Here is a 26,229-nt window from a genome sequence, read left to right as displayed (position 1 = left end):
ACGACGACTGGCCCCGAATTTTTATTTTGACGCAATTCCGGACGGAAAACCGGTTTCCATGTTCCTGGATTTGCTGGACGCTCATCCATCAGCCGATGGGCAAAGAGGACATGATGAAGTCTGACAATGATGTCGTGATTACCGGGATCGGGATCGTTACCTGCCAGGGCGTCGGGAAGGAGCCGCACGTTGCGCTTCTCTCTTCCGCCGATGCGGGTGCGCCCAGGGTCGAGACGGAACGTTTCGCTCCCTATCCGGTCCATCCCATGCCGGAAATCGACTGGTCGGCGCAGATCCCGAAGCGCGGTGACCAGCGCCAGATGGAGAACTGGCAGCGGCTCGGCGTCTTTTCCGCTGGTCTTGCGCTCGACGATGCCGGTCTCAAGACAGATGCGGAAGCCTGTGCCTCGATGGACATGATCGTGGCCGCCGGCGGCGGCGAACGCGATATCAAGGTCGATTCCCTGATCGTCGACGAAGCGCTGAAGCGCAATGACCGCGAGATGCTGCTCAACGAGAAACTGACGACCGAGCTTCGACCGACGCTGTTTCTTGCCCAGCTTTCCAATCTCGTCGCCGGCAATATTTCCATCGTCCATAAGGTCACCGGCTCGTCGCGCACCTTCATGGGCGAGGAATCGGCTGGCATTTCTGCCGTTGAGACCGCCTTCCACCGCATCAAGGCGGGCCAGTCGAGCCACAGCCTCGTCGGCGGCGCCTTCGTTGCCGAGCGTGCCGATATCATCCTGCTTGTCGAGGGTATCCGCGCCCATGCGACGGGGGACTGGCATCCGATCTGGTCACGGTCCCCGGACAATGGCGGTGGCTTGATCATGGGGTCGGTCGGCGCTTTCCTGGTGCTCGAATCCCGCGCGCATGCCGAAGCCCGTGGCGCGCATATCTATGCCGTCATCCACGCGATCGAAGGCGACCGCGGCAATCGCAACGAAGGCAAGCTCGAAAAGCGCCTGACGCGACTTGCCAGCCATGCCTCCGGTCTTTCGAAGGATGATACGGTCGTCTTGTCCGGCACGAGCGGTCTTGTCGATCTTGCCGCCCGTGAAAAGCTGCTGCTTGAGAAGGAGTTTCCGGGAATGCCGATCCGCGCTTATGGCGGAGTGACCGGACACGGCATGGAAGCGCAGTTCCCGCTTGGCCTTGCACTTGCGGCACTCAGCTTGGATGGCGCCGCGCGCATTCCTACATTCGATGCCCAGAACGAACAGCCGATGACGGCGCCCGCCAAGCATGCGGTGGTGACGACGATCGGTTATACGCGCGGCGAGGGACTTGCTGTCCTCTCGGCCGCGTAAAGGAGATTTTGATGAGCGACAATCGCTTCAAGGATCATCTCGGCCGCCCGATCGTCGCCATCACCGGCATGGGCGTCCTGACCTCGCTCGGCCAGGGGCTCGCGGACAACTGGGCAGCGCTGACCTCCGGCACGTCCGGCATCCACAAGACCATTCGTTTTCCGACGGACAAGCTTTCCACCAGGATCAGCGGCACGGTCGATTTCATTCCCGTTCCGGCTGAAAATTCCGTCGAGCGTTCCTTCGCCTTCGCGCGCGAAACCACTATGGAAGCGCTCGCACAGGCGGGTCTTTCAGGCGATTTCGACGGTCCGCTGTTTCTCGCGGCCCCCCCGGTCGAGCCGGAATGGAGCGACCGTTTCGCGCTTGCCGATCGCGCTCCGCCATCAAAGACGGAAGGCGATGCCTATGACCGCTTCCTGGCGGCCATGCGCGAGCGTCCCGATCCCGTCTTCCTCGAAGCCGTGCAGTTCGGTTCAATCTCTGAGCGTCTTTCCGATACGTTCGGCACACGCGGGCTTCCGGTAACGCTCTCGACGGCCTGTGCATCCGGCGCCACAGCGATCCAGCTTGGCGTGGAAGCGATCCGCCAGGGCCGTACCGATCGCGCGCTGACGGTCGCGACCGATGGTTCGGTCAGTGCCGAGGCTTTGATCCGCTTCTCGCTGCTCTCGGCGCTTTCCACCCAGAACGATCCGCCGGAAAAGGCGTCGAAGCCATTCAGCAAAGATCGCGACGGTTTTGTCATCGCCGAAGGTGCTGCAACCCTGGTGCTCGAATCACTGGCGTCAGCCATCGCTCGCGGCGCCAAGATCCTCGGCATCATGAAGGGCTGCGGCGAGAAGGCGGACCATTTCCATCGCACGCGTTCCTCTCCGGATGGCGGCCCGGCAATCGCCACGATCCGCGCGGCACTTGCTGATGCCGGCATGGACGAAACGGGTATTGGCTATATCAACGCGCATGGCACCTCGACGCCGGAAAACGACAAGATGGAGTATGGCGCCATGCTCGCCGTCTTCGGCGACGGGCTGAAAGACATTCCCGTCTCGTCGAACAAGTCGATGATCGGGCATACGCTGACGGCCGCAGGCGCCGTGGAAGCCGTCTTCTCGATCCAGACGATGCTCACCGGCACGCTACCTCCGACCATCAACTACACCAATCCCGATCCGACGATCGTGCTCGATGTGGTGCCGAACAGGAAGCGGGACGCTCAGGCCAACGCCGTGCTTTCGAACTCCTTCGGCTTCGGTGGACAGAACGCCAGCCTTGTCATGACGCTGGAACCGGCTTAGAGACCGTCGCCAATCACGTTTGACGAGTTGGAACGCCTTCGGGCGAAGGAAAATTTATTATGCGCGCTCTGCAACTGATCGATGACCGTAAGCTCGAGGCCGTGGACATCCGCGAACCCGAAGCGCCCGGGCCGGGCGAGGTCACGTTGCGGGTCAAAGCCGTGGCGCTTAACCACATCGACGTCTGGGGCTGGCGCGGCATGGCGTTTGCCAAGCGCAAGATGCCGCTGACGATCGGCGCGGAGGCCTCCGGTGTCGTCGAGACAATCGGTCCGGGCGTCTCGAATGTCCTGCCGGGCCAGCTCGTGTCGATCTACGGTGCGCGCACCTGCGGTCTCTGCAAGCCCTGCCGCGAAAAGCGCGACAATCTCTGTGAAAACGTTTCCGGCGTGCACGGTTTTCATCTCGACGGTTTTGCGCAGGAGAAGGCCAATCTTCCTGCGCGCCTTCTCGTGCCGGCGCCTCCGGGCGTCGATGCGGTGGGCGCAGCGCTCGCACCGGTCACCTTCGGCACGGTGGAGCATATGCTCTTCGACAATGCAAGGCTCCAGCCCGGCGAGACGATCCTCGTGCATGCCGGCGGCTCCGGTATCGGCAGCGCGGCGATCCAGCTCGCCAAGAAGACGGGCTGCACCGTCATCACCACCGTCGGCTCCGACGACAAGATCGAAAGGGCGAAGGCTCTCGGAGCCGATCACGTCATCAACTATCGCACCGACCGGTTCGAGGGCGTGGTGCGCAAGCTCACCAGAAAGAAGGGCGTCGACGTGGTCTTCGAACATGTCGGCAAGGATACCTGGGCCGGCTCTATGCTGTCCATGAAACGTGGCGGGCGGCTCGTCACCTGCGGCTCGACCTCAGGCGTCTCCACCGAGATGAACCTGATGATGCTCTTCCAGCAGCAGCTGAAACTGCTCGGCTCGTTCGGCTGCCGCATGGAGAACATGGCGGACGCCATGCAGAAGATGGCCCAGGGTATCGTCCACCCGGTCATCGACACGGAAGTCACCTTCGACGAGATCGACAAGGCGCTGGAGCGCATGGAGACCCGCCAGGTCTTCGGCAAGATCGTGCTCCGCATGGACTGAATGCCCTTGAAGCTCTTCCTCACACGGATCGTCATCGCGCTCAGAAACTTCCAGCAATGGCTGGTGGCGCTGGTTGCGTTCGGCTTCCTCAATCTTCTCAAGGTTTTTCCTGCCGATCCCGCGATCCGTTTTGCCGATCGCATGGCGCGTCGTATCGGCCCCAGGCTCGGCCGTCACAAGCTGATGCTCGTCAACCTGCGCAATGCTTACCCGGAAAAGACCGACGAAGAGCTGGAGCAGATCGCGATCGCGAGCTGGGGCCATATGGGACGGCTTGCGGCCGAATATGTTTTCCTCGACCGATTGTTCGATTTCGATCCGGAGAGAACGGAGCCGGGCAGGGTGGAAGTGTCGGGCATTCCGATCTTCGTCGACCTGCGCGACAATCCGCGCCCCTTCATCGTCTTCACCGCCCATACCGGCAATTTCGAGCTTCTGCCTGTTGCCGGAAAGGCCTTCGGCCTAGAGGTCATGGTGCTCTTCCGGCCGCCGAACAACCCGTATATCGCGGAAAAGGTCTTTGCCTTCCGTGCCAGCCGTATGGGTCAGCTCGTGCCTTCGCATGCGGGTTCGTCCTTTGCGCTCGCCCGCCGCCTGGAACAGGGCGGCGGCGTCGGCGTGCTAGTCGACCAGAAGTTCCGCAAGGGCCTTATGACGACGTTCTTCGGCCGGCCGGTACAAACCAACCCGCTGCTCGCCAAACTCGTCCGGCAGTTCAACGCGGAGGTCTATCCTGCACGTTGCATCCGTCTGCCCGACAACCGCTACCGGCTGGAGATCGAGCCGAAGATTGAGCTGCCGCGCGACGAGAAGGGTAATCTCGACCTCCAGGCAACCGGCCAGATGCTCAACGACAAGGTGGAGAGCTGGGTGCGGGAGTATCCCGAGCAATGGCTCTGGTACCACGACCGGTGGCATATCAAGCGGTATCTGTAAATCTTCAGATGATCCCTGGATACAACTTGGAGCCGCATGGCTGAGCGTTCTACGTTAAGTCATCGACCAAAATTTGGGTCCGTCCTTGAGGAGAAGAATTAATGTCTGGCGGATTTGATGACGAAGCGCCGGTCGCAGGGGAAGGATTGGCGGCAGTCTCCAGATAGAGGGGGCGAGGGGGTATTTTTGCAAGCGCTGATCGATCTCTTCTGGTCCAAATATACCGATCTGCGTCAGGCGGTCGAACGGAATGATACGCTGGCAACCGTCGCGCTCGATCGCGACCTTGATCCTCTCATGCTCGCAATTTTCTCTTCTCAGGGAAAAGATCCGGCCAGTATTCAGGCGCAGTTCCGGTTCGCGCTCGATCTCCTGAACGAAGAGGCCGACGACCGCAGTTGCGTCCGCCGCAACGGGCACCTGCTGCGGATGCTCGTAGAGCGTTACGTCGCTCCGCAAACCGGCCAGTCGGCCAACCGTCAGCCCGAGCCAGGCGAAACGTCGATCATTGCGGATGCAACGGCAGACGGATTTCTCGACGATGCGCTTCTCAACCGCATATCCGACCGGATTGTCGTCATCGCGCCCAGCTACCGGATATTCTACACCAACGAAACGAATGCGCGGCGTCTTGACGTGTCGCGGGACGAACTGATCGGCCGCCATTTCGCGGAATTCGTGGGCATTCACCGTTTCAGGAACGAATTCAAGCCAGGCCTCGAGCGGTGCTTCAAGGGCGAAAGCGTCTCCTTCACTTATGCAGACCAGGTGGACGGCCAGACTGTGGTCATCCGCTGCCGCATGTCGCCCTGCATCTCCGGCTCATCGCAGCCTGTCGGCGCGTTGCTGGTCATGCAGGAAACTGCCGATCGCCGACGGCGTTCGGCAGCATAGCGATTATCTGTCGGACCAGACGGCCAGTTCGTAGCCTTCCGGATCGGCGAAATGGAACCGCCGTCCGCCGGGAAAGGAAAAGATCGGCTTGACGATCTTGCCGCCGGCCTTCTCGATCCGTGCCTGGGCGTCCTCCAACTCGTCCGCGAAAAGGATGATCAGCGCACCGCCCTTGGCGTTGATATCGGCTGATTTCGCAAAACCGCCGGTCAGTCGTCCGTCCTGGAATTCACAATAGTCCGGACCGTAGTCGGTGAAGGTCCAGCCAAAAGAAGTGCCATAGAATGCCTTGGCTCTTCCTATGTCGCGCACGTTGAATTCGATGTAATCTATCTTGCGATCCGCGCCCTTGGCTCCCATGGGTGCTCTCCTATTTCTTGTCTTCCAGCAGGTCTTTCAGCGCCTTCAGATCTTTCCGTATATGCGCGGCGTCCGCCTCGAAGGCCGCATCGTCCAGGTCCGGGCGCTGGAGCAGCGTGAACATGACTTCCGCACCATCGCCATTCGCCACCACCCGCAACGGATTTTCCACGACAAGGCCGTTCTCCATGCTCACCACATGGTCAATGATACCGAACCGGTTCGGTGGGGCAAACCGCACGCGCACCTTGCCGATCGGTCCGCCGTCGCCGATCCAGTCCTCGCCTTCGCGGGTCAGGCCGGAGGACAGACCGGACGCCCAGAGCGGCATGTTCTCAGGTCTGCTTGCGAAGTCATAGACCTCCAACCAGGGCCTTTCGATGCCGATATGGATGATACGGGCGGGCATTGTCGTCATGATCGTTTCCTCGATTTCCCGAAAACCTACCGACAAGAAGCTGGGATTTCTTGAACAAAACGGACAATCAGGCGCGCTGTCGGCGGATATCCTGCGGCGTCAGCGTCGTGAATTCCTTTACGTCGCGCGTCATATGGGCCTGGTCGGCATAACCGGCCTCCAGCGCCAGGATAGCCAGACTCTGCGAGGAGGACGTGCGGGTCAGGCGGAGAAAGCGCTGGAAACGAAGGATGCGCTGGAGCATCTTCGGGCCGTAACCGAAATGATCACGGCTTTGCCGCCGCAGGGTGCGTTCGCCGAATGTTGCCTGTGCCGAGACATCATGAAGCGTACCATTGCTGAGGCCGTTGAAGAGCGCTTCCATGTCGCTCCTTGGGTCAGCGGTCGCCACGGATTTCCTGAGCGCCCATGCGTGAAGGAGCGCGCGCCTTCCGGCGAGGCTGCTTTCATTGGCAAGCTGTTCTTCGATTTCCTGCGTGTCACGGTTCAGGTCCCACAGGGGGATGGCCTTTCCGACGAGTTCGTTGAGCGGAACGTCGAGCCACCGCAGCGCGGCACCCGGCCTGAAGCGCAAGCCGAGGATTGTTTCTCCGGCAGCAACGGCAGGGAAGGCGGCTGTGCGATCCGGGCCGACGATCATCAGCCGGCCACCGGCAAAGATCAGATCCGAACAGCCGTCGGGCACAACGATCATGCTGCCCTGGAAGTCACCCGGCAACGTATGGGACCATGAGCAACGGAAAAGCTTGTCGAGCTCCCCGGTCGCAGGCTGCTCGCTGTAGATGCCGGCGCGCATGGCCAGCAAGGGTGTCTCTGTCCTGGCATTCATGACTTGCTCACAAAGTCCTTGTCGCACCGGAAAACGGCACTTGCAAGGCACCGCAGCTGGCGGAGGAGCACAGGCCACAGACACTCATTCCCGGTCCCGTTCGTTGCCCGGATGAAGACGGAATGTCACCGAAATTTAATCGTTTAATGCCGCCTTTGCCTTGCCGTTTGGTAATTTGAGTGCGACAACAGCCCCGAATCTTCAAATGGAGGCACATCCGTGGAACAGGCAGAAATCGGCCTTATCGGGCTCGGCGTCATGGGCTCTAACCTCTCCCTCAACATCGCCGAAAAAGGTAACAAGATCGCCGTCTTCAACCGCACTGCGGAAGTGACGCGCAAGTTCCATGCCGAGGCCGGCGCATTGCAGAACCAGATCGTCCCCTGCGAGACGCTGGAAGAATTCGTTGCCGCCATCCGGCCACCGCGGCCGATCATCATCATGATCAAGGCCGGCGATCCGGTCGACCAGCAGATGGAGCATCTGAAGCCGTATCTTTCGGCCGGCGACATCATGATCGATGCGGGCAATGCGAACTTCCGCGATACGATGCGCCGTTTCGACAATCTGAAGGACAGCGGTCTCACCTTCATCGGCATGGGCGTTTCCGGCGGCGAGGAGGGAGCTCGCCACGGCCCGTCGATCATGGTCGGCGGCACGGAGGAAAGCTGGAAGCGCGTCGAGAAGGTGCTCACCTCGATCTCTGCCAAGTTCAACGGTGAGCCTTGCGTCGCATGGCTCGGAGAAAACGGTGCGGGCCATTTCGTCAAGACGATCCACAACGGCATCGAATATGCCGACATGCAGATGATCGCCGAGATCTACGGCATCCTGCGCGACGGCCTCGGCATGAGCGCGTCGGAAATCGGCAACGTCTTCGGCCGCTGGAATACCGGCCGCCTCAACTCTTACCTGATCGAGATATCCGAAAAGGTGCTGAAGGCGAATGACCCGATCACCGGCAAGCCGATGGTCGATGTCATCGTCGACCGCGCCGGCCAGAAGGGCACCGGCAAGTGGTCGGTCATCGAGGCGCAGAACATGGGTGTTGCGGCGACCGCCATCGAGGCGGCCGTCGCCGGCCGCATCCTGTCGTCACAGCGTGAGGAACGTGTTGCGGCCGAGAGGATTTTCGGTCTGCCGAAAGCCGAGAGGCCGAAGGACGGCATGGCCTTCCTGGCCGATCTCGAGAATGCGCTGCTCGCCGCCAAGATCGGTGCCTATGCCCAGGGGTTCGCGGTGATGGCCGCGGCATCCGCCGAATACAACTGGAACCTGCCGATGCCGACCATCGCCAGGATCTGGCGCGCCGGCTGCATCATCCGGTCGCAGTTCCTCGACGAGATCACTTCGGCCTTCACCAAGGACCCGCATGTCGCGAACCTCATCGTCACGCCGGCCTTCTCGAAGATGGTCAAGGAAACCGATGGCGCGCTGCGCCGGGTCGTCTCCTACGCGGCGCTGTCCGGCCTGCCGGTCCCGGCGCTTTCGTCGGCGCTTTCCTATTTCGATGCCTACCGCCGCAGCCGGGGCACGGCGAACCTCACCCAGGCGCAACGCGACTTCTTCGGCGCCCACGGCTTCGACCGCCTCGACGGCGTCGACAAGCATCACGGCCCCTGGGGCAGCGGCCTTGAGGAATTCGCCTGATTCACCTGAGCGATGGAAAAAGCCCGCATGGGCGGGCTTTTCAATCCTTCGGGCCCATTTTCGACCAGACCGGCTGGGCGATGCTCTGCAGGAGTTCGGGTGCCACGCCGTCGATACGCGCCATCAGAGCCTTCGCGAGCTCGCGCCCGGCCTGCCGCACGTCCTCGTTGACGGTATAGATTTCCGGCCGGATCCAGTTCAGGAATTCCGCCGACTGTTTCGAGACGACATCGACATCGATACCGAGCTTCTTGCCGGCCGCTTCGAGGCCGGCGACCAGGGCGATTGTTGCCGATCCACTGATCGAGATGATGCCATCCGGCGATCCGGCCGAACGCATCAGCCGTTCTGCGTAGGCACGAGTTTCGTCCAGCGGGGTTTCACTCGTCACGCGGCCCATGGGCACTTCCGTCGCACCGAAATCCGTCAAACCGCGTTCAAAGCCGATACGGCTGTGGGTGTAGAAGGAAAAACGGCTCTGGGGCGCGAGAAGCGCAATACGTTTGCGGCCTTTTTGGACGAGCTTCTGGACAGCCTGATAAACGTAAGTTTCGTTGTCGTAGTCGTGAAAGGGATGCACGATGCCCATATCCGTGCGCCCATGCGTTGCGAAGGGGAGGTTGCGCTCCGTCATCAACCGCACCCGCGCATCATCGGGTTCGATACGCGAAATGATCACGCCGTCGGCTGAACCCGTGTCGAGAATGTAGCGCACCGGCACCATCGGATCCTTCTCGAAGGAATGCGGCGTCACCACGAGGTGATATTGCGTGCCGCCCAGCACTTCGGAAATGCCGTGCACCAACTGGCTGGTGAAGCCCAGCAGTTCCTCGTCGATACTGAGCACGAGGGCGATCACGTTGGTCTTGCCGGTGCGCAGCCTGACGCCCGCGCGGTTCGGCTGATAACCGAGCTGGTTGGCGACGAGGCGCACCCGCTCCTTGGTCTCTGCGCCGATATCAGGCGCATCCTTCAGCGCCCGTGAGACGGTGGTTATCCCCAGCCCTGTCATATAGGCGATTGTCTTCAAGGTGGGGCGCTCGCGGACCGCGTCCCGCGCTCCGAGCGTTCTTGGTCTTCCGCTGTCGTCCATTATCCGCCGTCACTACCCGAGTCAGGAGATCACTATAGTGAGTTCAAGCTTGCCTGAAAACGGAGCGACCCTTTCTTTTCTCCTCCACGTCAGGCATAAAACTGAAACGTTACAGGTAAAATGTCGAGGGAAAATTTCCAGGTCCGCAGAACCATATATCTTCCGGTTGCACAACGCATATGCGAGAGGATTTTTGCACTCGCGAAATGGGGATGAGTGAGCATCGACAGGATTCCTCGTGATTGCAGCGAATTTCTTGGCCGATCGGGGAGATCGGCGATCTGAGAGGATGAGGGCGTTTTCCCTTATAAATTGTATTTTCTCGGATCCCGATTTTTTTCCAGCCACACCGGTTGCGCGATTTATCTGATTGGCATACGTTTTCACGGCAACGTTTCAGTGAGGGAGGAGACTCATGAATATTCGTGCTATGACAGCCATTCTGGCCGCAACCGTCGTGCTGCCGCTCGGAGCGGCCCACGCCACCGATCTGGAAGTCACCCACTGGTGGACATCCGGCGGCGAAGCCGCAGCGGTCGCGGAACTCGCCAAGGCTTTCGATGCCACCGGCAACAAGTGGGTGGATGGCGCCATCGCCGGTTCCGGCAGCACGGCGCGTCCCATCATGATCAGCCGCATTACCGGCGGTGATCCGATGGCCGCGACGCAGTTCAACCATGGTCGTCAGGCCGAAGAACTGGTGCAGGCTGGCCTGATGCGCGACCTCACCGCCGTTGCGGAGAAAGGCAAGTGGAAGGAAGTCATCAAGCCTGTCAGCCTGCTCGATTCCTGCACGATCGACGGCAAGATCTACTGCGCGCCTGTCAATATCCATTCCTGGCAGTGGCTGTGGCTTTCTAATGAAGCCTTCCAGAAGGCGGGCGTACCGGTGCCGACGAACTGGAACGAGTTCGTGGCCGCGGCGCCGGCCCTGCAGAAGGCGGGCCTGCAGGCCCTCGCGCTCGGCGGGCAGCCGTGGCAGGCCAACGGTTTGTTCGACACGCTGGTGATCGCCATCGGCGGCAAGGAACTCTACGAGAAAGTTTACAAGGACAAGGACGAGGAAGCCGCTGCCGGACCGGAGATGGCGAAGATTTTCGCTGCCGCCGATCAAGCGCGCCAGCTGGCGAAGGGCTCCAACGTCCAGGACTGGAACCAGGCGACCAATCTCGTCCTCACCGGCAAGGCCGGCGGACAGATCATGGGCGACTGGGCGCAGGGCGAATTCCAGATCGCCGGCAAGAAGGCCGGCACGGACTACACCTGCCTTCCGGGCCTCGGCCTCAACCAGGTTCTGGCGACCGGGGGCGACGCCTTCTATTTCCCGCTTCTGGACGATGAGGAAAAGTCCAAGGCGCAGGACATCCTGGCCGAAACGATCGTCGATCCGAAAACCCAGGTTGCGTTCAACCTGAAGAAGGGATCGGTGCCGATCCGCGGTGACGTGGATCTCGCAGCCGCCAACGACTGCATGAAGAAAGGCATCGAGATCATCTCGAAGGGCAACGTCGTCACCAGTACCGACCAGCTGGTTTCCGCCGATACGCAGAAGCAGAAGGAGGACCTGATGTCCGAATTCTTCGCCGGCACATCGATCACGCCGGAACAGGCGCAGGAGCGCTTTGCGGAAATCATCGGCTCGGCGGACTGATCCCGTCTCATTGCCTGTCGTAACCGGCTCCGCCCGCAAGGCGGGGCCGGGAAAAGGGGTGCGGGAATACTGCAACCGCGATCGAGGAGGAAACATGGCGAAAACCGTTCCATCAGGTCGGCCCAACCATCTTTTGCGTAATCTCAACTCGAAGATCGCCTCGATCCCGATGATCCTCATCGCGGTGGTGATCTTTCTCGGCGGCACGCTGTGGACCGTCGTTTATTCCTTCACCAATTCAAGGCTTCTGCCGCGGTTCAATTTCGTCGGCCTGGATCAGTACGAACGTCTCTGGGCTTCGTCGCGCTGGATGATTTCCATCCAGAACCTGGCGGTATACGGAATCCTGTCGCTCATCTTCAGCCTCGTCATCGGCTTCGTGCTCGCGGCTCTGATGGACCAGAAGATCCGTTTCGAGAACACGTTCCGCACCATTTTCCTCTATCCCTTCGCACTGTCCTTCATCGTCACCGGTCTCGTGTGGCAATGGGTTCTCAACCCGGAATTCGGCATTCAGGGCATTGTGCGGTCGCTCGGCTGGGAAAGCTTCGCGTTCGATCCGCTCTACAATCCGGATATCGTCATCTACGGCATCCTGATTGCAGCGCTCTGGCAGGGCACGGGACTTGTCATGTGCCTCATGCTGGCCGGTCTGCGCGGTATCGACGAGGACATCTGGAAGGCGGCGCGCGTCGACGGCATACCGATGTGGCGCACCTATATCTTCGTCGTCATTCCGATGATGCGGCCGGTCTTCATCACCACGCTCGTCCTGATCGCCAGCGGCATCGTCAAGGTCTACGACCTCGTCGTGGCCCAGACCAGCGGTGGACCCGGAAACGCCTCGGAAGTGCCGGCCAAATACGTCTACGACTATATGTTTCAGGCACAGAATCTCGGTCAGGGCTTTGCTGCATCGACCATGATGCTGCTGACGATCGCGATCATCATCATTCCCTGGGCCTATCTCGAATTCGGAGGGCGCAAGCGTGGCTGACGTTTCCACTCTCAATACGACCGTAGCCGGCATCGATGCGGTTTCGCGGGGGCTCGCCTCCGGTCCCAGCGGCCGCAAGCCGAAAAGGGTGCTCTCGCGGCGCAATATCGTGCTCTATGGAACGCTTACGGTCGCGGCACTCTATTACCTCCTGCCGCTCTATGTGATGGTCGTGACCTCGCTCAAGGGCATGCCGGAGGTGCGGCTCGGCAACATCTTCGCTCCGCCGATGGAGATCACTTTCGAACCCTGGGTGAAGGCCTGGGCGCAGGCCTGCACCGGCCTCAACTGCGACGGGCTTTCGCGCGGCTTCTGGAATTCCGTGCGCATCCTCGTGCCGTCGGTGGTGGTGTCGATCGCGGTTGCTTCCGTTAGCGGCTATGCGCTTGCCAACTGGCGCTTCAAGGGGGCCGAGCTTTTCTTCTCGATCCTCATCATCGGTGCGTTCATTCCTTACCAGGTGATGATCTATCCGATCGTCATCGTGCTTCGGGAACTGGGCATATACGGTACGCTGACCGGCCTCGTCATCGTTCACACGATCTTCGGAATGCCGATACTGACGCTGCTGTTCCGCAACTACTTCGCATCGCTGCCGGTCGAGCTGTTCAAGGCGGCCCGCATCGACGGTGCAGGCTTCTGGCAGATCTATTTCCGGATCATGCTGCCGATGTCGCTGCCGATCTTCGTGGTTGCGATGATCCTGCAGGTGACGGGTATCTGGAACGACTTCCTGTTCGGCGTGGTGTTCACCCGGCCGGATACCTATCCGATGACCGTGCAGCTCAACAACATCGTCAACTCGGTCCAGGGCGTGAAGGAATACAACGTCAACATGGCGGCGACGCTGCTGACGGGTGCTGTTCCCCTGATCGTCTATTTCGTTTCCGGCCGGCTTTTCGTCCGCGGCATCGCCGCCGGCGCAGTCAAAGGGTAAAGCCTGATGCATGACACCGTTTCCATAAAAAAGCAGAACAGCGTTTCCATTCGGGATCTGTCGCTTTCCTTCGGCTCGGTGAAGGTTCTGGAAAACCTGAACCTCGATATCCGCGACGGGGAATTCCTGGTGCTGCTCGGCTCGTCCGGGTGCGGCAAGTCCACACTCCTGAACTGTATCGCCGGACTGCTGGAGCCGACCGAGGGCCAGATCTTCATCAAGGACAAGAACGTCACCTGGGAGGAACCCAAGGACCGCGGCATCGGCATGGTCTTCCAGTCCTACGCGCTCTATCCGCAGATGACTGTCGAGAAGAATTTGTCCTTCGGCCTGCGTGTCGCAGGCCTCCCGAAGGATGAGATCGCCAAGCGGGTGTCGCGTGCCGCCGGCATCCTGCAGATCGAGCCGCTTCTCAAACGCAAGCCCGCGGAGCTTTCCGGCGGCCAGCGGCAACGCGTCGCGATCGGCCGTGCATTGGTGCGCGATGTCGACGTCTTCCTGTTCGATGAGCCGCTCTCCAACCTCGACGCCAAGCTGCGTTCGGAGCTTCGCGTCGAGATCAAGCGACTGCACCAATCGCTCAAGAACACGATGATCTACGTCACCCACGACCAGATCGAGGCGCTGACGCTCGCCGACCGCATTGCCATCATGAAAAACGGCGTCATCCAGCAGCTCGATGACCCGACGACGATCTACAATCGGCCGAGGAACCGTTTCGTCGCCGGTTTCATCGGTTCGCCGTCGATGAATTTTCTCAAAGGCGAGCTTTCAGAGGAGGGCGGCCGCGTTGTGTTCAAAACCGACGGCACCAGCTTCTCGCTCGACGGCTACGAGGCCTCCAAGCCGCTTACCCCGGGCCGCAAGGTCATTCTGGGCGTTCGGCCGGAGCACATAAAGGTGGACGGTGACATCCAGGGCGGAGAAGTGCACGACGCCGTGGTCGAGATCGAGGAGCCGATGGGCGCCGACAATCTTCTCTGGCTGAAGCATGCGGGCCATGCGGTAACCGCCCGCATCGGCGGAGCGCGGCGCTATGCGGTCGGCACCAAGGTCCGCGTCGGGTTCGACATGAGCATGGCGTCGCTTTTCGATGCCGAAACGGAAGAACGCATCTGATGTTTGGCTGGAGGAGGACCGGATCGGCACGGCATGACATTTCAGAGGTTGCGGCATGACCGTGATCGACCTCTCGGGTTCATGGCAGCTTGCGTCTGCCGATGGAGAGCATCGGGCCATGATGCCGATACCGGGAGACGTCCACACCGCGCTGAAATCCGCGGGCATCATTCCGGCCCCCTATTTCGGGCGGAACGAAGACGCTGTCCAATGGGTGGCTCATACAGATTGGGTCATCGAGCGGCGCTTCGTGCTCGACGATCCGGACGGCAGCTGGTATCTCGACATCACCTATCTCGATACGGTCGCGATCGTCTTCGTCAACGACGTCCCGGTGCTCTCGGCCGACAACTGCTTCCGCCGCTACCGGCCCGATGTTTCATCGGCACTTCGACCTGGCGAGAACACGATCCGCATCCATTTCCATTCGAATATCGCGGCAGGCGCCGACCGGCAGGCGCATCAGCCTTTCTACATTCCTTATTCCACGGCCAATTGTCCGATTCCCAACGGCAACATGCTGCGCAAGCCGCAATGCCATTTCGGCTGGGACTGGAATATCGCGTTGGCACCGCTTGGCCTTTATGGCGCGATTGCCTTGCGAAAGCTCGATACGGCCCGCATCGAACAAGTCGTCACCACACAGAGACATCACAATGATGGGGTCGAACTGTATGTGGCGCTGACGCTCTATGCCGGGGAGCCCGGGATACTGCCCGTCCACTTTTCATTCAACGGAGAACGGGTACGGCTCGATTGCGGCATCGACGCGGGTACGACCACCATTCATCACGTCTTCGAAATCAAGAACCCAAGGCTCTGGTGGCCGGCGGGAAGCGGCGAACAGGCGCTCTACGAACTCGTCGTCGAAATTCCGGCCGAAACGGTCGTCCGGCAGATCGGTCTTCGCAGGGTCGAGCTGCTGACCGATCCGGACAACGCCGGCAGTCGCTTCGCCTTCCGCATCAACGGCCGCGAGATCTTCTGCCGCGGCGCCAACTGGATTCCGGCGGACGCGCTCTTTTCGCTGACAAGCCCGGAAAAGACCGGAGACCTGCTGCGTTCGGCCGTGGACGCCAACATGAACATGATCCGCGTCTGGGGCGGCGGTTTCTATGAACAGGACTGGTTCTACGATCTCTGCGACCGGCTGGGCCTGATGATCTGGCAGGATTTCCAGTTCGCCTGCAACCTCTACCCCTCGGCGCCCGACTTCCTCGAAAACGTCGAGGCAGAGGTGGACTATCAGGCCCGCCGGCTTGTCTCGCATCCGTCGATCGTTCTCTGGTGCGGTGACAATGAGCTGGTCGGAGCGCTCAACTGGTTCAAGGAATCGCTGGAAAACCGCGACCGTTACCTCGTCTCCTACGACCGGCTGAACCGGGTGATCGAGCAGGCGTTGAAGACGGCGGCGCCTGAGGCAATCTGGTGGCCGTCGAGCCCTGCCTCCGGTTATCTCGACTATGGCGACGCCTGGCATGCGGACGGTTCCGGCGACATGCACTACTGGTCCGTCTGGCACGAGAACAAGCCGTTTAGCGATTATCGGTCGGTCCGGCCGCGCTTCTGCTCGGAATTCGGTTTCCAGTCCTACACGTCGCTGCCGGTCATCGAGACCTATGCGGCTCAGAAGGACATGAACATCGCCTCGCCGGTCATGGAGCACCACCAGAAGAATGCCGGCGGCAACGAGCGGATAGCGGGCACGATGTTCCGCAATTTCCGTTTCCCGAAGGATTTTGCCAATTTCGTCTATCTGAGCCAGGTGCAGCAAGGCCTCGCCATCAAGACGGCTGTCGATTACTGGCGCTCTTTAAAACCCCATTGCATGGGCACGCTCTACTGGCAGCTCAACGACACCTGGCCGGTCGCCTCCTGGTCGAGCCTCGATTATGGCGGAAGCTGGAAGGTGCTGCACTACATGGCCCGCCGCTTCTTCCAGCCGGTCGCGGTGGCGGCCATCCCATCGGAGGACGGAAAGAACATCCGCATCTCGCTGGTCAATGACACGCCCGAGGATGTGACGGTGACCATCAATCTGTCGCTTCTCACCCTGAACGGCGAGCGCAGCCCGTTGCAGAGCATTGAGGCCGTGTGCACGCCGGATGCTGCAGTGACCGCATTGACCCTACCCGTTTCGGACATTCCCGAAGGCTTGATCCTTGCCTGGAGTTTTACCGTTTCCAACGGCATGGGCGAGGAGGGGCATCATGTCCTGGGCACTTACAAAGCGCTGGAGCTGGAGCCGTCGGGTCTTAAGTTTTCCGTGTCTCCAGCCGGTGATGGCGCGTTTGATCTCCTCGTCCAGGCCAGAGGCCTTGCCCTTTTCGTGCTGATCGAGAGCGGCACCGCCGGGCGCTATTCCGACAATGCCTTCGATCTTGCTGCCGGCGAAAGCCGCCGCATCACCTTCACGCCCGCCGCGCCCGTCGGTGCGGCTCCGCAATTCCGCATCTACGATCTCTATTCCTGCCAAGCGGCAGGCTGAGGCTCTTTTCAAGGGAGGATCACATGACGAAACTCGGTTTTCAGCTTTATTGCGCCCGCAATTTTCCGCCACTCTCCGACATCCTGAAGCAGGTCGCCAGGGCCGGATATTCGGAAGTCGAAGGGTATGGCGGCCTCTATGCGACGCTCGATGAGGCCGGCCTGAAAGCATTGCGGGCCGATCTCGACGCCAACGGGCTTACCATGCCGACCGGCCATTTCGGTCTCGATCTCCTTGAAAAGGAGCCGGCGCAGGCACTGCTCATCGCCAAGACGCTCGGCATGGTGGCAATCTATTGCCCCTTCCTCATGCCCGATCAGCGGCCGAGCGACGCCGCCGGCTGGTTTGCCTTCGGCCAGCGCCTTCAGGAAGCCGGCAAGCGGTATCAGGATGCCGGCTATACATTCGGCTGGCATAACCATGACTTCGAGTTCAAGACGCTTGGCGATGGCTCGACACCGCAGGAACAGATTCTCGCCGGCGGTCCCGATCTCGCCTGGGAAGCGGACATAGCCTGGCTCATCCGCGGCGGCGCCGATCCCTACGGGTGGATCGAAAGCTATGGCAAGCGTATCACTGCGGTGCATGTGAAGGACATTGCGCCGGCCGGTGAAAACACGGACGAAGACGGTTGGGCCGATGTCGGCTACGGCACGGTGCCGTGGAAGGATCTGATGGCGGCGCTCAGGAAGACGCCGGCGAAACATTACGTTCTCGAACACGACAATCCGAAGGATGTCGAACGGCTGCTCACGCGTTCGATCGCCTCGTTCAAGACCTATTGATCACAGAGATTCCGGAGTTTTTCCATGCCTAGGGAACTTGGCGTCGGCATCATGGGATGCGGCAATATTTCCACCACCTATTTCAAGCTTGCGCCGCTCTTCAGGGGATTGAAGGTGCTTGCCTGCGCCGACCTCAGCGACGATGCGGCCGAAATGCGCGCCGCGGAATACGGCGTCAAGGCGCAGTCGATCTCCGACCTGCTTGCCAATGACGAACTCGACGTGATCGTCAACCTGACGATCCCGGCGGCGCATTTCTCCGTCTCGAAGGCCATCCTCGAAGCGGGCAAGCACGTCTATTCCGAAAAGCCGCTGACGGTGACCTTGGAAGAGGGCAAGGCGCTGCAGGCATTTGCGAGGGAGAAGGGGCTTGCCGTCGGCTGCGCGCCGGACACCTTCCTCGGTGGCTCGCATCAGCTCGCCCGCAAACATATCGACGAGGGCGGCGTTGGCCGCATCACATCCGGCACCTGCCACGTCATGAGCCCCGGCATGGAGATGTGGCATCCCAATCCTGGCTTCTTCTTCCTGGAAGGCGGCGGGCCGATTCTCGATCTCGGGCCGTATTACATCGCCAATCTCATCAACCTCATCGGTCCGGTGAAGCGGGTGGGTGCTTTGACTTCGATGGCCAACAAGACCCGCACCATCACCAGCGAACCGCTGAAAGGCCAGGTCATCCCGGTCGAGACTCCGACCAATATCCACGCGCTTCTGGAATTCGTCAGCGGCGCGACGATCACGCTCTCGGCAAGCTGGGATGTCTGGTCGCACCGCCACGCCAACATGGAGCTTTACGGCACCGAGGGTTCGATCTTCGTGCCGGACCCGAATTTTTTCGGCGGCATCGTCGAGGCCAGCGGCCGCAACAAGGACATCCAGCCGCTGGAACCGTGGGATCATCCGTTCGGCATCGATAATCAGGAACATCCGCAGGGGCCAAGGGCGAACTACCGCACCGCAGGTCTTGCGGACATGGCGATGGCGCTCATCGAGGGGCGTGACCCGCGCTGCTCACTGGAGCGCACGCTGCACGGCGTCGATGTCATGACCTCGATCCTGAAATCAGGGGAAGAGGGCCGGTTCATCGAGCTCTCCACGACCTGCACCCAGCCGGCCGCACTCGGCATCGACGAGGCACTGGCGCTTCTTCGCTGATCCGCTATGTGTTTGAAGCGGGGCCGTTCGCGCCCGCTTTGATCCACGACACAGGAGGGCGCCATGTCCTGGCAACCGGCGGCAGGCCGCTACGAAACCATGAAATACAATCGCTGCGGCCGTTCGGGGCTCAAGCTTCCGGCCATCTCGCTCGGCCTCTGGCACAATTTCGGGGACGACACGCCGCACGAGCGCAAGGTTGCGATCTGCCGCAAGGCCTTCGATCTCGGCATCACGCATTTCGACCTTGCCAACAACTACGGCCCGAAGCCCGGCAGTGCGGAACTCGCCTTCGGCCAGATCCTGCGGGAAGATTTCCGGGGCTATCGCGACGAACTGATCATCTCGTCGAAAGCCGGCTACAACATGTGGCCCGGGCCCTATGGCGAATGGGGCAGCCGCAAATACCTGATCGCCTCCTGCGACCAGAGCCTGAAGCGCATGGGCCTCGACTATGTCGACATCTTCTATTCGCACCGCTTCGACCCGGAAACACCGCTCGAAGAGACCTGTGGTGCACTCGACCACATCGTCCGGTCGGGCAGGGCGCTTTATGTCGGCATCTCGTCCTACAATTCGAAGCGCACTCGCGAAGCCACGGCGATCCTGAAGGAGCTCGGCACGCCGGTCCTCATCCACCAGCCGAGCTATTCGATGATCAACCGGTGGGTGGAAGAAGACGGTCTGCTCGACACGCTGGAAGACCTCGGTATCGGCTCGATCGTCTTTTCACCGCTGGCACAGGGCATGCTGACGTCGAAATATCTCGGCGGCATTCCGGAGGAAAGCCGTGCGGCGCAAGGCAAGTCGCTGCGCGCCGCCTTCCTCAACGAGAGGAACGTTGCAAACCTGCGCGCGCTGAATGCGATCGCTGAAAGGCGTGGCCAGACACTCGCGCAGATGGCGATCGCCTGGGTTTTGCGCGGCGGCCGTGTCACGACGGCGCTGATCGGCGCCAGCCGGCCGGAGCAGGTCGAGGATTGCGTGCAGGCTCTCGAAAAGCCGGATTTCACGGCTGCGGAGCTCGCGGAGATCGATACTTACGCAAAGGACGCCGATATCAATCTCTGGGCTGCTTCGGCCGAGCGCAAGGGGCCGCAACGCTGACCATCCCGCCCGGCAAGCTCGCTGCCGGGCATTCTCACCTGTCACTGGGAGGAGACATGATCCGCAATCCGATCCTGCCGGGCTTCAATCCCGATCCGTCCATCTGCCGTGTCGGCGAGGATTATTATATCGCCACCTCGACCTTCGAATGGTATCCGGGCGTGCAGATTCACCATTCGCGCGATCTCGTGAACTGGACCCTGGTGCGCCGGCCGCTGGAACGCGCCAGCCAGCTCGACATGCGCGGCAATCCCGACAGTTGCGGCATCTGGGCGCCATGCCTTTCCCATGCCGACGGCCTGTTCTGGCTCGTCTATACCGACGTCAAGCGTTTCGACGGCAATTTCAAGGACGCGCATAACTATATCGTCACCTCGCCAACCATCGAAGGGGAATGGTCCGATCCCGTCTATATCAATTCTTCGGGGTTCGACCCGTCGCTTTTCCATGACGATGACGGCCGCAAGTGGTTTCTCAACATGCAATGGAACCATCGCACCGAAAGCTACGGCGGGGCACCGAAACATCCGGCCTTCGACGGCATCCTTCTGCAGGAATGGGATCCAAAGGCGAGGGCGCTGAAAGGTCCTGTCAGAAACATCTTTGCCGGCAGCCCGCTCGGGCTCGTTGAAGGTCCGCATCTCTTCAAGCGGAACGGCTGGTATTATCTGACGACCGCCGAAGGCGGCACCGGTTACGAGCATGCGGTCACCATGGCGCGGTCGCGAGCGATCGAAGGGCCGTACGAGATGCATCCGCAGACGCATCTCATCACCTCGAAGGATCACCCGAATGCCGTCCTGCAACGTGCCGGGCACGGGCAATATGTCGAGACGCCGGCGGGTGAGGCCTATCATACGCATCTCTGCGGCCGTCCGCTGCCGCCCCACCGGCGGTGCACGCTCGGCCGCGAAACCGCGATCCAGAAATGCATATGGGAAGATGATTGGCTCTATCTCGTCCAGGGCGGCGTCGTTCCCGATGTCGACGTGCCGGCACCGACCGGTGCCGAGTCGATCGAAAAGCCAACGCGCATCGAACGCACTTTCGACAAGCCGAGCCTGCCGCCGGAATTCCAGTGGCTGAGGACGCCCCATCCGGAGCGGCTTTTCAGCCTCGCCGAACGACCAGGCCATCTGCGCCTCTTCGGCCGGGAAAGCATCGGCTCCTGGTTCGAGCACTCGCTGGTCGCCCGCAGGCAGGAGCATCATTCCTTCCGTACCGAGACCGTAGTCGAATTTGAGCCGGATACCTACCAGCAGGTCGCGGGGCTGACGCATTACTACAATCGCCACAAGTTCCATGCCGTCGTGGTGACGCTGCATGAAAAGCTCGGCCGTGTCGTGACGATCTTCTCCTGCGCCGGCGACTTTCCGCACGGGCGCATGAGCTTTCCGGCCGAAAGCGGCGTCTCCGTCCCGGACGGCTCGATCCATCTTGCGATGGAAATCCGCGACAACGACCTTCAGTTCTTCTGGCGGGGCGGCGGCTCGAACGACTGGGTGGCTCTTGGCCCCATGCTCGATGCCGGCGTCATCTCAGACGAGGGCGGGCGCGGCGAGCATGGCTCGTTCACCGGCGCCTTTGCCGGCATCTTCGCCTTCGACACCTCGGGACGGGCAAAGCCGGCGGACTTCGGCCATTTTGTTTACGAGGTGCTAGAATAGTGAATTCTGAATATCAAAAAATTACCGGAAGATCATAATTTCATTACTGAAATGTAATTTTCGGTTCACTTATGGTTCATTATCCAAGGCCTAGTTTCCGGGCGTGTTCAACACGAGGAAACACCGATGAGAAAGTTTTTTGCGATCCTTCTTTCCGCAACCGTGCTTGCGGCACCGCTTGCCGCTCAAGCACAGGACTGGCGCCATGGCCCGGATCGCCATCGCGGCCCGGTCGTCGAAAAGAACGTAGTCGTCAAGAAGAAGGTGGTCGTCAAGAAGACCCGTTGGGTCAAAGGTCATCGCATGACGCCCGCTGAGCGCCGGCACATGGCCGAAATCCGCGACTACCGCCGCTACCGCCTTTCGGCTCCGCCGCGCGGTTATCGCTGGGTCAAGGCCGACAACGATTTTCTGCTGGTCGGCATCGCCACCGGCGTGATCTCCAGCATCATCGCAGCGCGTTGACGCCTTGAAAGCATGTCATTATCGCAAAATCGCTGCTCACTTTTGCGCGACATGCTCTGCATCGCGGACGGCCTGCGGGCGTTTTGCCTTCCCACCCGCAGGCCCCGCAAAGGTCGCCGCTATGCGATCAGCGACCGTGCTTCCATTCCCTACATGCCTTGGGAGAGGCAGTTCTTCATTGAGCTTGCCAATCCCCGCATCAGCTCGAAATAAAGATCAGGACCCTCCTTCAGCGTTGCCGCTTCCGGATCGAGCGTCCCAGAACGGGCCGGAGTTCCCCCCGTCACCACAGCCACCAGCTTCGGCTCGAACTGCGGCTCGGCAAAGACGCAGGTCGCGCCAAGCTCCGTCACCTTTTTGTGGATCTGGTTGACGCGTTCAGCGCCCGGCATCGTCTCCGGGCTGACGGTGATCGAACCGGCGACGCGGACGCCGTAACGATGTTCGAAATATTGATAGGCGTCGTGGAAAACGATGAAGGGCTTGTCCTTCACCGGCGCGATGGTGGCCTTCAGTTCGGCATCCAGCGCATCGATCTGCTTCAAAAGCGAGGCTCCGTTGGCCTGATAAGTCGCCGCATTGGCGGGATCGGCTTCGACCAGCGTCTTTTCAATCTCGGCAGCAATGGCCTTGGTATTCATCGGATCGAGCCACAGATGCGTGTCGAATTCTCCGTGATCGTGATCCTCATGACCGGCATGCTGCTCTTCGTCGTGGTCATGGTCATCATGCCCATGCGCTTCCTCGCCTTCATGCTCATCATCATGGGCTTCGAACGCGCCGCCTTCACGGAAGGGCAGCTTTTCGAGGCCCGGCGCATCCTCCAGTTCGACCACCGTGGCCGAGGAGGCCAGCGCCTTCAGCGGCTTTTCCAGGAAGGCCTCGATGCCGGGACCGACCCAGAAGATCACGTCGGCGCTTTCGATCGCGGCCGCATTGGAGGGTTTGAGGGAAAACGTATGGGGCGAGGCGGCGCCCTGGACGATCAGCTTCGGTTCTGCGACGCCTTTCATGATCGACGCCACCAGCGAGTGGATCGGCTTGATCGAAACCACCACATCCGGGGCAGCGGCGCTCGCCGCGGCACTCGCGAAAAATGTTGCAGCCGAGAGAAGGGAAAGGGGGACCGGTTTCATTTTCACGTCCTTGTATTGCTCTGTAATGTTATTACATCAATTGCGTTATGCTATAACGTGTGTCATAGCCACTGACAACAGGGAATCCGGAAAAAACATGCTGACGACCACAGGGGCTGCGGCCCTTCCCGGCGAAAGCCGGCTTGTATCGCTCGACAATGCCGGCATCCGCCGGGATGGCCGATGGCTGGTGCGCGGCGTGGATTTTTCGATCCGCCGCGGCGAAGTCGTGACGCTGATCGGCCCGAACGGCGCCGGCAAATCCACGACGGCGAAAGTTGCGATCGGCGTGCTGCGCCCGGACGAAGGTACGGTCACCCGTATGCATGGCCTGCGGATCGGTTATGTGCCGCAGAAGCTTGCGATCGACTGGACCATGCCGCTCTCGGTCCGGCGCCTGATGCGGCTTACCGGTTCGCTCGACGACGCAGAACTCCGGGCCGCGCTTGAAGCAACCGGCATTCCACATCTCGTCGATGCGGAAGTGCGGCATCTTTCCGGCGGTGAATTCCAACGCGCTCTGCTGGCCCGTGCGATCGCCCGCAAGCCGGACCTCATGGTGCTCGACGAACCGGTGCAGGGTGTCGATTTCGCCGGCGAAAGCGCGCTTTACGACCTGATCCGTTCGATCCGCAATTCCACCGGATGCGGTATCCTGATGATCTCGCACGACCTGCACATGGTGATGGCCGGTACCGACACCGTGATCTGCCTCAACGGCCATATCTGCTGCCGAGGCACGCCGGAGGTGGTCGGCCAGAGTGCCGATTACCTGAAACTCTTCGGCGGCAATTCCCGTTCGCTGGCGGTCTACAGCCATCATCATGACCATACCCATCTGCCGGACGGGCGGGTGCTGCATGGCGACGGCTCGATCACCGATCATTGCCATCCGGGCGACGGGCATCATCACGAAAACGAGGACCACAGTTCTCACGACCATCAACTTCATCACAACAGCACGCATAGCCATCTTGCACCGGCCACGGGCAGGGAGGACGACCGTGTTTGACGATTTCTTCACGCGAGCCCTCATTGCCGGCATCGGCGTAGCTTTGACGGCCGGTCCGCTCGGCTGTTTCGTGGTCTGGCGGCGCATGGCCTATTTTGGGGATACGATGGCTCATTCGGCCTTGCTTGGGGTCGCCCTGTCGCTTTTCTTCCAGGTCAATCTGCTCGTCTCGGTGTTCGGCGTCGCAGTCGTCGTGTCTCTGCTGCTCCTCATGCTGCAGCGGCGGCAATCACTCTCCGCCGACGCACTGCTCGGCATCCTTTCCCATTCGGCGCTGGCGATCGGCCTTGTACTCGTCGCCTTCATGAGCTGGGTCAGGATCGACCTCGTCGCTTTCCTGTTCGGAGATATCCTGGCGGTGACGCGCGCCGACATCGCGCTGATCTGGGGCGGCGGCGTGCTGGTGATCGCGGCGATCATCGCGCTCTGGCGGCCGCTGATCGCCTCCACCGTCAGCGAGGATCTCGCGGAGGCGGAAGGCATGAAGCCGGCTCGGGCCAGGCTTCTCTTCATGCTTCTGATGGCGCTCGTCATCGCCATCGCCATGAAGGTCGTCGGCATCATGCTGATCACGGCGCTGCTGATCATTCCCGCCGCCACGGCGCGGCGGTTCTCGTCGAGCCCCGAAGTGATGGCCGTCGCGGCCTCGCTGATCGGCGCGGTCGCGGTCGTCGGCGGACTGTTCGGTTCACTTACTTATGATACGCCGTCCGGACCTTCCATTGTGGTGGCGGCACTCTTACTTTTCATTGTAAGCCTTATCCCCGTAGCGGGGAAAAACACGGCCGAGAGGGCCGGCAACACAGGAGTGCGATGATGAACGCACCGGTATCTTCACCGGCTTCAACCCCGGCATTGACCAAGAACCAGTCGCTCGTCTTCGAGGTGCTCAACCGCTCCGACGCGCCGATGAGCGCCTATACCATTCTCGACAAGCTGCGCGACCATGGGTTCCGCGCTCCGCTGCAGGTCTATCGCGCGCTCGACAAGCTCACCGAATTCGGCATGGTGCACCGGCTGGAAAGCCTGAACGCCTTCGTCGCCTGCGCCCATCCGAACAGCGAATGCTGCAGCACAGGTCATGGCCACCACGGCACGGTCGCGTTTGCGATCTGCGAGAGTTGCGGCCATGTCTTCGAATTCCACGACCACCAGGTCGACCACCGCCTCGGCGACTGGGCGAAGGGAAAGGGATTCAAACCCGCCAAGACGACCATCGAGATCCGCGGCCTCTGCGAGGCTTGTGCCGCTTGAATTTGGCGCCGCCTAAAGCTTTCGCAGATCACGGGCGAACCGCTTCCAGTTGGCGATATAGTTGATCGCCGACAGTTTGAGCCTCTCCACGGCCGTGTCGTCCAGGGTGCGGATGACTTTTGCCGGCGAACCGACGATCAATGAATTGTCCGGGAATTCCTTGCCTTCGGTGACGAGCGCATTGGCGCCGACGAGGCAGTTGTTGCCGATCTTCGCGCCGTTCAGGATCGTCGCTCCCATGCCGACCAGCGCGTTCTCCCCGATGGTGCAGCCGTGGATGATGGCGTGGTGGCCGATCGTGCAGCCGGCGCCAATCGTCACCGGATACCCCATATCCGTATGGATCATCACACCTTCCTGGATGTTGGTGCCGGCGCCGACCACGATTGGCTCGTTGTCGCCGCGCAAGACTGTGCCGAACCAGATGCCGACATCTTCGCCGAGCTCCACCTTGCCGATGACATTGGCGTCCGGTGCCACCCAATAGCGATCCGGGGCAGGGAGTTTCGGCTCGAATTCTCCGAGAGCATAAAGCGGCATGGTTTCTCCTCCCTTGTTCCGTCAGGCCTTGTTC

The 26,229-nt window shown here is 60.9% G+C and carries 25 protein-coding genes; 19 read left to right on the top strand and 6 right to left on the bottom strand.

The window, feature by feature from the left end:
- The first annotated feature begins 110 nt into the window (after window positions 1–110).
- The 5 genes from QEO92_RS10455 (at window position 111) to QEO92_RS10435 (ending at window position 5,529) form a co-directional block, all read left to right on the top strand.
- A complete protein-coding gene (locus tag QEO92_RS10455) occupies window positions 111–1,313 on the top strand; it encodes a beta-ketoacyl-ACP synthase (protein ID WP_227702934.1) in 1,203 nt (400 codons plus the stop codon).
- 11 nt (window positions 1,314–1,324) lie between these two features.
- Complete coding sequence (locus QEO92_RS10450) at window positions 1,325–2,611, top strand: beta-ketoacyl-ACP synthase (RefSeq protein ID WP_227702933.1); 1,287 nt, start codon at window positions 1,325–1,327, stop codon at window positions 2,609–2,611.
- A 59-nt stretch (window positions 2,612–2,670) separates the two neighbouring features.
- Window positions 2,671–3,699, top strand: coding sequence for a zinc-binding dehydrogenase (locus QEO92_RS10445; protein WP_227702932.1), 1,029 nt, complete (start codon window positions 2,671–2,673; stop codon window positions 3,697–3,699).
- A 6-nt stretch (window positions 3,700–3,705) separates the two neighbouring features.
- On the top strand, window positions 3,706–4,635 hold the full coding sequence (locus QEO92_RS10440; protein WP_037148477.1) for a lipid A biosynthesis lauroyl acyltransferase: 930 nt from the start codon (window positions 3,706–3,708) through the stop codon (window positions 4,633–4,635).
- 186 nt (window positions 4,636–4,821) lie between these two features.
- On the top strand, window positions 4,822–5,529 hold the full coding sequence (locus tag QEO92_RS10435; RefSeq protein ID WP_227702931.1) for a PAS domain-containing protein: 708 nt from the start codon (window positions 4,822–4,824) through the stop codon (window positions 5,527–5,529).
- Window positions 5,530–5,532: 3 nt separating this feature from the next.
- Here the strand turns inward: QEO92_RS10435 and QEO92_RS10430 are convergent, their stop codons facing one another.
- The 3 genes from QEO92_RS10430 to QEO92_RS10420 all read right to left on the bottom strand — a co-directional run bounded on the left by QEO92_RS10430 (window position 5,533) and on the right by QEO92_RS10420 (window position 7,136).
- Entirely contained in the window at window positions 5,533–5,889 is a 357-nt protein-coding gene (locus QEO92_RS10430; RefSeq protein ID WP_037147161.1) for a VOC family protein, read from the bottom strand.
- Window positions 5,890–5,899: 10 nt separating this feature from the next.
- A complete protein-coding gene (locus tag QEO92_RS10425; protein WP_037147158.1) occupies window positions 5,900–6,307 on the bottom strand; it encodes an SRPBCC family protein in 408 nt (135 codons plus the stop codon).
- 67 nt (window positions 6,308–6,374) lie between these two features.
- Window positions 6,375–7,136, bottom strand: coding sequence for a helix-turn-helix domain-containing protein (locus tag QEO92_RS10420; protein ID WP_227702930.1), 762 nt, complete (start codon window positions 7,134–7,136; stop codon window positions 6,375–6,377).
- 219 nt (window positions 7,137–7,355) lie between these two features.
- Between QEO92_RS10420 and gndA the strand changes: the two genes are divergently transcribed.
- Entirely contained in the window at window positions 7,356–8,786 is a 1,431-nt protein-coding gene (gndA, locus tag QEO92_RS10415; RefSeq protein ID WP_227702929.1) for an NADP-dependent phosphogluconate dehydrogenase, read from the top strand.
- 40 nt (window positions 8,787–8,826) lie between these two features.
- Here gndA and QEO92_RS10410 read toward each other — a convergent pair whose 3' ends face one another.
- The gene (locus QEO92_RS10410; protein ID WP_227702928.1) at window positions 8,827–9,879 is read right to left on the bottom strand and encodes a LacI family transcriptional regulator; all 1,053 of its coding nucleotides are present in this window, start codon (window positions 9,877–9,879) and stop codon (window positions 8,827–8,829) included.
- Between the two features lie 415 nt (window positions 9,880–10,294).
- Between QEO92_RS10410 and QEO92_RS10405 the strand changes: the two genes are divergently transcribed.
- The 10 genes from QEO92_RS10405 to QEO92_RS10360 all read left to right on the top strand — a co-directional run bounded on the left by QEO92_RS10405 (window position 10,295) and on the right by QEO92_RS10360 (window position 22,253).
- Entirely contained in the window at window positions 10,295–11,530 is a 1,236-nt protein-coding gene (locus tag QEO92_RS10405) for an ABC transporter substrate-binding protein (protein WP_227702927.1), read from the top strand.
- 94 nt (window positions 11,531–11,624) lie between these two features.
- A complete protein-coding gene (locus QEO92_RS10400) occupies window positions 11,625–12,527 on the top strand; it encodes a carbohydrate ABC transporter permease (RefSeq protein ID WP_037147141.1) in 903 nt (300 codons plus the stop codon).
- Window positions 12,520–13,464, top strand: a complete 945-nt coding sequence (locus QEO92_RS10395) for a carbohydrate ABC transporter permease (protein ID WP_227702926.1) — start codon at window positions 12,520–12,522, stop codon at window positions 13,462–13,464. Before QEO92_RS10400 ends, QEO92_RS10395 begins: the two co-directional genes overlap by 8 nt.
- Window positions 13,465–13,470: 6 nt before the next feature.
- A complete protein-coding gene (locus QEO92_RS10390; protein ID WP_227702925.1) occupies window positions 13,471–14,583 on the top strand; it encodes an ABC transporter ATP-binding protein in 1,113 nt (370 codons plus the stop codon).
- 55 nt (window positions 14,584–14,638) lie between these two features.
- Complete coding sequence (locus QEO92_RS10385) at window positions 14,639–17,071, top strand: beta-mannosidase (protein WP_227702924.1); 2,433 nt, start codon at window positions 14,639–14,641, stop codon at window positions 17,069–17,071.
- Window positions 17,072–17,094: 23 nt separating this feature from the next.
- Window positions 17,095–17,856, top strand: coding sequence for a sugar phosphate isomerase/epimerase family protein (locus QEO92_RS10380; RefSeq protein ID WP_227702923.1), 762 nt, complete (start codon window positions 17,095–17,097; stop codon window positions 17,854–17,856).
- Between the two features lie 24 nt (window positions 17,857–17,880).
- Window positions 17,881–19,014, top strand: a complete 1,134-nt coding sequence (locus QEO92_RS10375) for a Gfo/Idh/MocA family protein (protein WP_227702922.1) — start codon at window positions 17,881–17,883, stop codon at window positions 19,012–19,014.
- A gap of 63 nt (window positions 19,015–19,077) precedes the next feature.
- A complete protein-coding gene (gene mgrA / locus QEO92_RS10370; RefSeq protein ID WP_227702921.1) occupies window positions 19,078–20,121 on the top strand; it encodes an L-glyceraldehyde 3-phosphate reductase in 1,044 nt (347 codons plus the stop codon).
- 56 nt (window positions 20,122–20,177) lie between these two features.
- Window positions 20,178–21,788 carry a glycoside hydrolase family 43 protein gene (locus QEO92_RS10365; protein ID WP_227702920.1) on the top strand — a complete coding sequence of 537 codons (1,611 nt, stop codon included), beginning with the start codon at window positions 20,178–20,180 and terminating at the stop codon, window positions 21,786–21,788.
- 126 nt (window positions 21,789–21,914) lie between these two features.
- A complete protein-coding gene (locus QEO92_RS10360; protein ID WP_210056431.1) occupies window positions 21,915–22,253 on the top strand; it encodes an RcnB family protein in 339 nt (112 codons plus the stop codon).
- A gap of 149 nt (window positions 22,254–22,402) precedes the next feature.
- Here the strand turns inward: QEO92_RS10360 and znuA are convergent, their stop codons facing one another.
- Window positions 22,403–23,389, bottom strand: coding sequence for a zinc ABC transporter substrate-binding protein ZnuA (gene znuA, locus QEO92_RS10355; protein ID WP_227702919.1), 987 nt, complete (start codon window positions 23,387–23,389; stop codon window positions 22,403–22,405).
- Between the two features lie 97 nt (window positions 23,390–23,486).
- On the opposite strand from znuA, the gene QEO92_RS10350 reads away from it, so the two are divergent.
- From QEO92_RS10350 to QEO92_RS10340, 3 genes are read left to right on the top strand one after another with little or no spacing between them, the layout of a single operon-like run.
- Entirely contained in the window at window positions 23,487–24,401 is a 915-nt protein-coding gene (locus QEO92_RS10350; protein ID WP_227702918.1) for an ATP-binding cassette domain-containing protein, read from the top strand.
- Window positions 24,394–25,218, top strand: coding sequence for a zinc ABC transporter permease subunit ZnuB (znuB, locus tag QEO92_RS10345; protein WP_227702917.1), 825 nt, complete (start codon window positions 24,394–24,396; stop codon window positions 25,216–25,218). The genes QEO92_RS10350 and znuB overlap by 8 nt, the downstream gene beginning before the upstream one ends.
- Window positions 25,218–25,655, top strand: a complete 438-nt coding sequence (locus QEO92_RS10340; RefSeq protein WP_037148474.1) for a Fur family transcriptional regulator — start codon at window positions 25,218–25,220, stop codon at window positions 25,653–25,655. Before znuB ends, QEO92_RS10340 begins: the two co-directional genes overlap by 1 nt.
- 12 nt (window positions 25,656–25,667) lie before the next feature.
- On the opposite strand, the gene QEO92_RS10335 is transcribed toward QEO92_RS10340, so the two are convergent.
- Window positions 25,668–26,195 carry a gamma carbonic anhydrase family protein gene (locus QEO92_RS10335; protein WP_227702916.1) on the bottom strand — a complete coding sequence of 176 codons (528 nt, stop codon included), beginning with the start codon at window positions 26,193–26,195 and terminating at the stop codon, window positions 25,668–25,670.
- Between the last annotated feature and the right edge of the window lie 34 nt (window positions 26,196–26,229).

The organism is Neorhizobium petrolearium (assembly GCF_029854435.1).
In the GTDB taxonomy this organism is placed as follows: Bacteria; Pseudomonadota; Alphaproteobacteria; order Rhizobiales; family Rhizobiaceae; genus Neorhizobium; species Neorhizobium petrolearium.
This window is presented reverse-complemented; position numbering and strand designations above follow the sequence as displayed.

Bases quoted from the DNA above. Each gene is read 5' to 3' on its own strand.
- QEO92_RS10455 (WP_227702934.1), top strand. From the start codon at position 111: ATGATGAAGTCTGACAATGATGTCGTGATTACCGGGATCGGGATCGTT.
- QEO92_RS10450 (WP_227702933.1), top strand. From the start codon at position 1,325: ATGAGCGACAATCGCTTCAAGGATCATCTCGGCCGCCCGATCGTCGCC.
- QEO92_RS10445 (WP_227702932.1), top strand. From the start codon at position 2,671: ATGCGCGCTCTGCAACTGATCGATGACCGTAAGCTCGAGGCCGTGGAC.
- QEO92_RS10430 (WP_037147161.1), bottom strand. From the start codon at position 5,889: ATGGGAGCCAAGGGCGCGGATCGCAAGATAGATTACATCGAATTCAAC.
- QEO92_RS10425 (WP_037147158.1), bottom strand. From the start codon at position 6,307: ATGACGACAATGCCCGCCCGTATCATCCATATCGGCATCGAAAGGCCC.
- QEO92_RS10420 (WP_227702930.1), bottom strand. From the start codon at position 7,136: ATGAATGCCAGGACAGAGACACCCTTGCTGGCCATGCGCGCCGGCATC.
- QEO92_RS10410 (WP_227702928.1), bottom strand. From the start codon at position 9,879: ATGGACGACAGCGGAAGACCAAGAACGCTCGGAGCGCGGGACGCGGTC.
- QEO92_RS10405 (WP_227702927.1), top strand. From the start codon at position 10,295: ATGAATATTCGTGCTATGACAGCCATTCTGGCCGCAACCGTCGTGCTG.
- QEO92_RS10400 (WP_037147141.1), top strand. From the start codon at position 11,625: ATGGCGAAAACCGTTCCATCAGGTCGGCCCAACCATCTTTTGCGTAAT.
- QEO92_RS10390 (WP_227702925.1), top strand. From the start codon at position 13,471: ATGCATGACACCGTTTCCATAAAAAAGCAGAACAGCGTTTCCATTCGG.
- QEO92_RS10385 (WP_227702924.1), top strand. From the start codon at position 14,639: ATGACCGTGATCGACCTCTCGGGTTCATGGCAGCTTGCGTCTGCCGAT.
- QEO92_RS10380 (WP_227702923.1), top strand. From the start codon at position 17,095: ATGACGAAACTCGGTTTTCAGCTTTATTGCGCCCGCAATTTTCCGCCA.
- QEO92_RS10375 (WP_227702922.1), top strand. From the start codon at position 17,881: ATGCCTAGGGAACTTGGCGTCGGCATCATGGGATGCGGCAATATTTCC.
- mgrA (WP_227702921.1), top strand. From the start codon at position 19,078: ATGTCCTGGCAACCGGCGGCAGGCCGCTACGAAACCATGAAATACAAT.
- QEO92_RS10365 (WP_227702920.1), top strand. From the start codon at position 20,178: ATGATCCGCAATCCGATCCTGCCGGGCTTCAATCCCGATCCGTCCATC.
- QEO92_RS10360 (WP_210056431.1), top strand. From the start codon at position 21,915: ATGAGAAAGTTTTTTGCGATCCTTCTTTCCGCAACCGTGCTTGCGGCA.
- znuA (WP_227702919.1), bottom strand. From the start codon at position 23,389: ATGAAACCGGTCCCCCTTTCCCTTCTCTCGGCTGCAACATTTTTCGCG.
- QEO92_RS10350 (WP_227702918.1), top strand. From the start codon at position 23,487: ATGCTGACGACCACAGGGGCTGCGGCCCTTCCCGGCGAAAGCCGGCTT.
- QEO92_RS10340 (WP_037148474.1), top strand. From the start codon at position 25,218: ATGAACGCACCGGTATCTTCACCGGCTTCAACCCCGGCATTGACCAAG.
- QEO92_RS10335 (WP_227702916.1), bottom strand. From the start codon at position 26,195: ATGCCGCTTTATGCTCTCGGAGAATTCGAGCCGAAACTCCCTGCCCCG.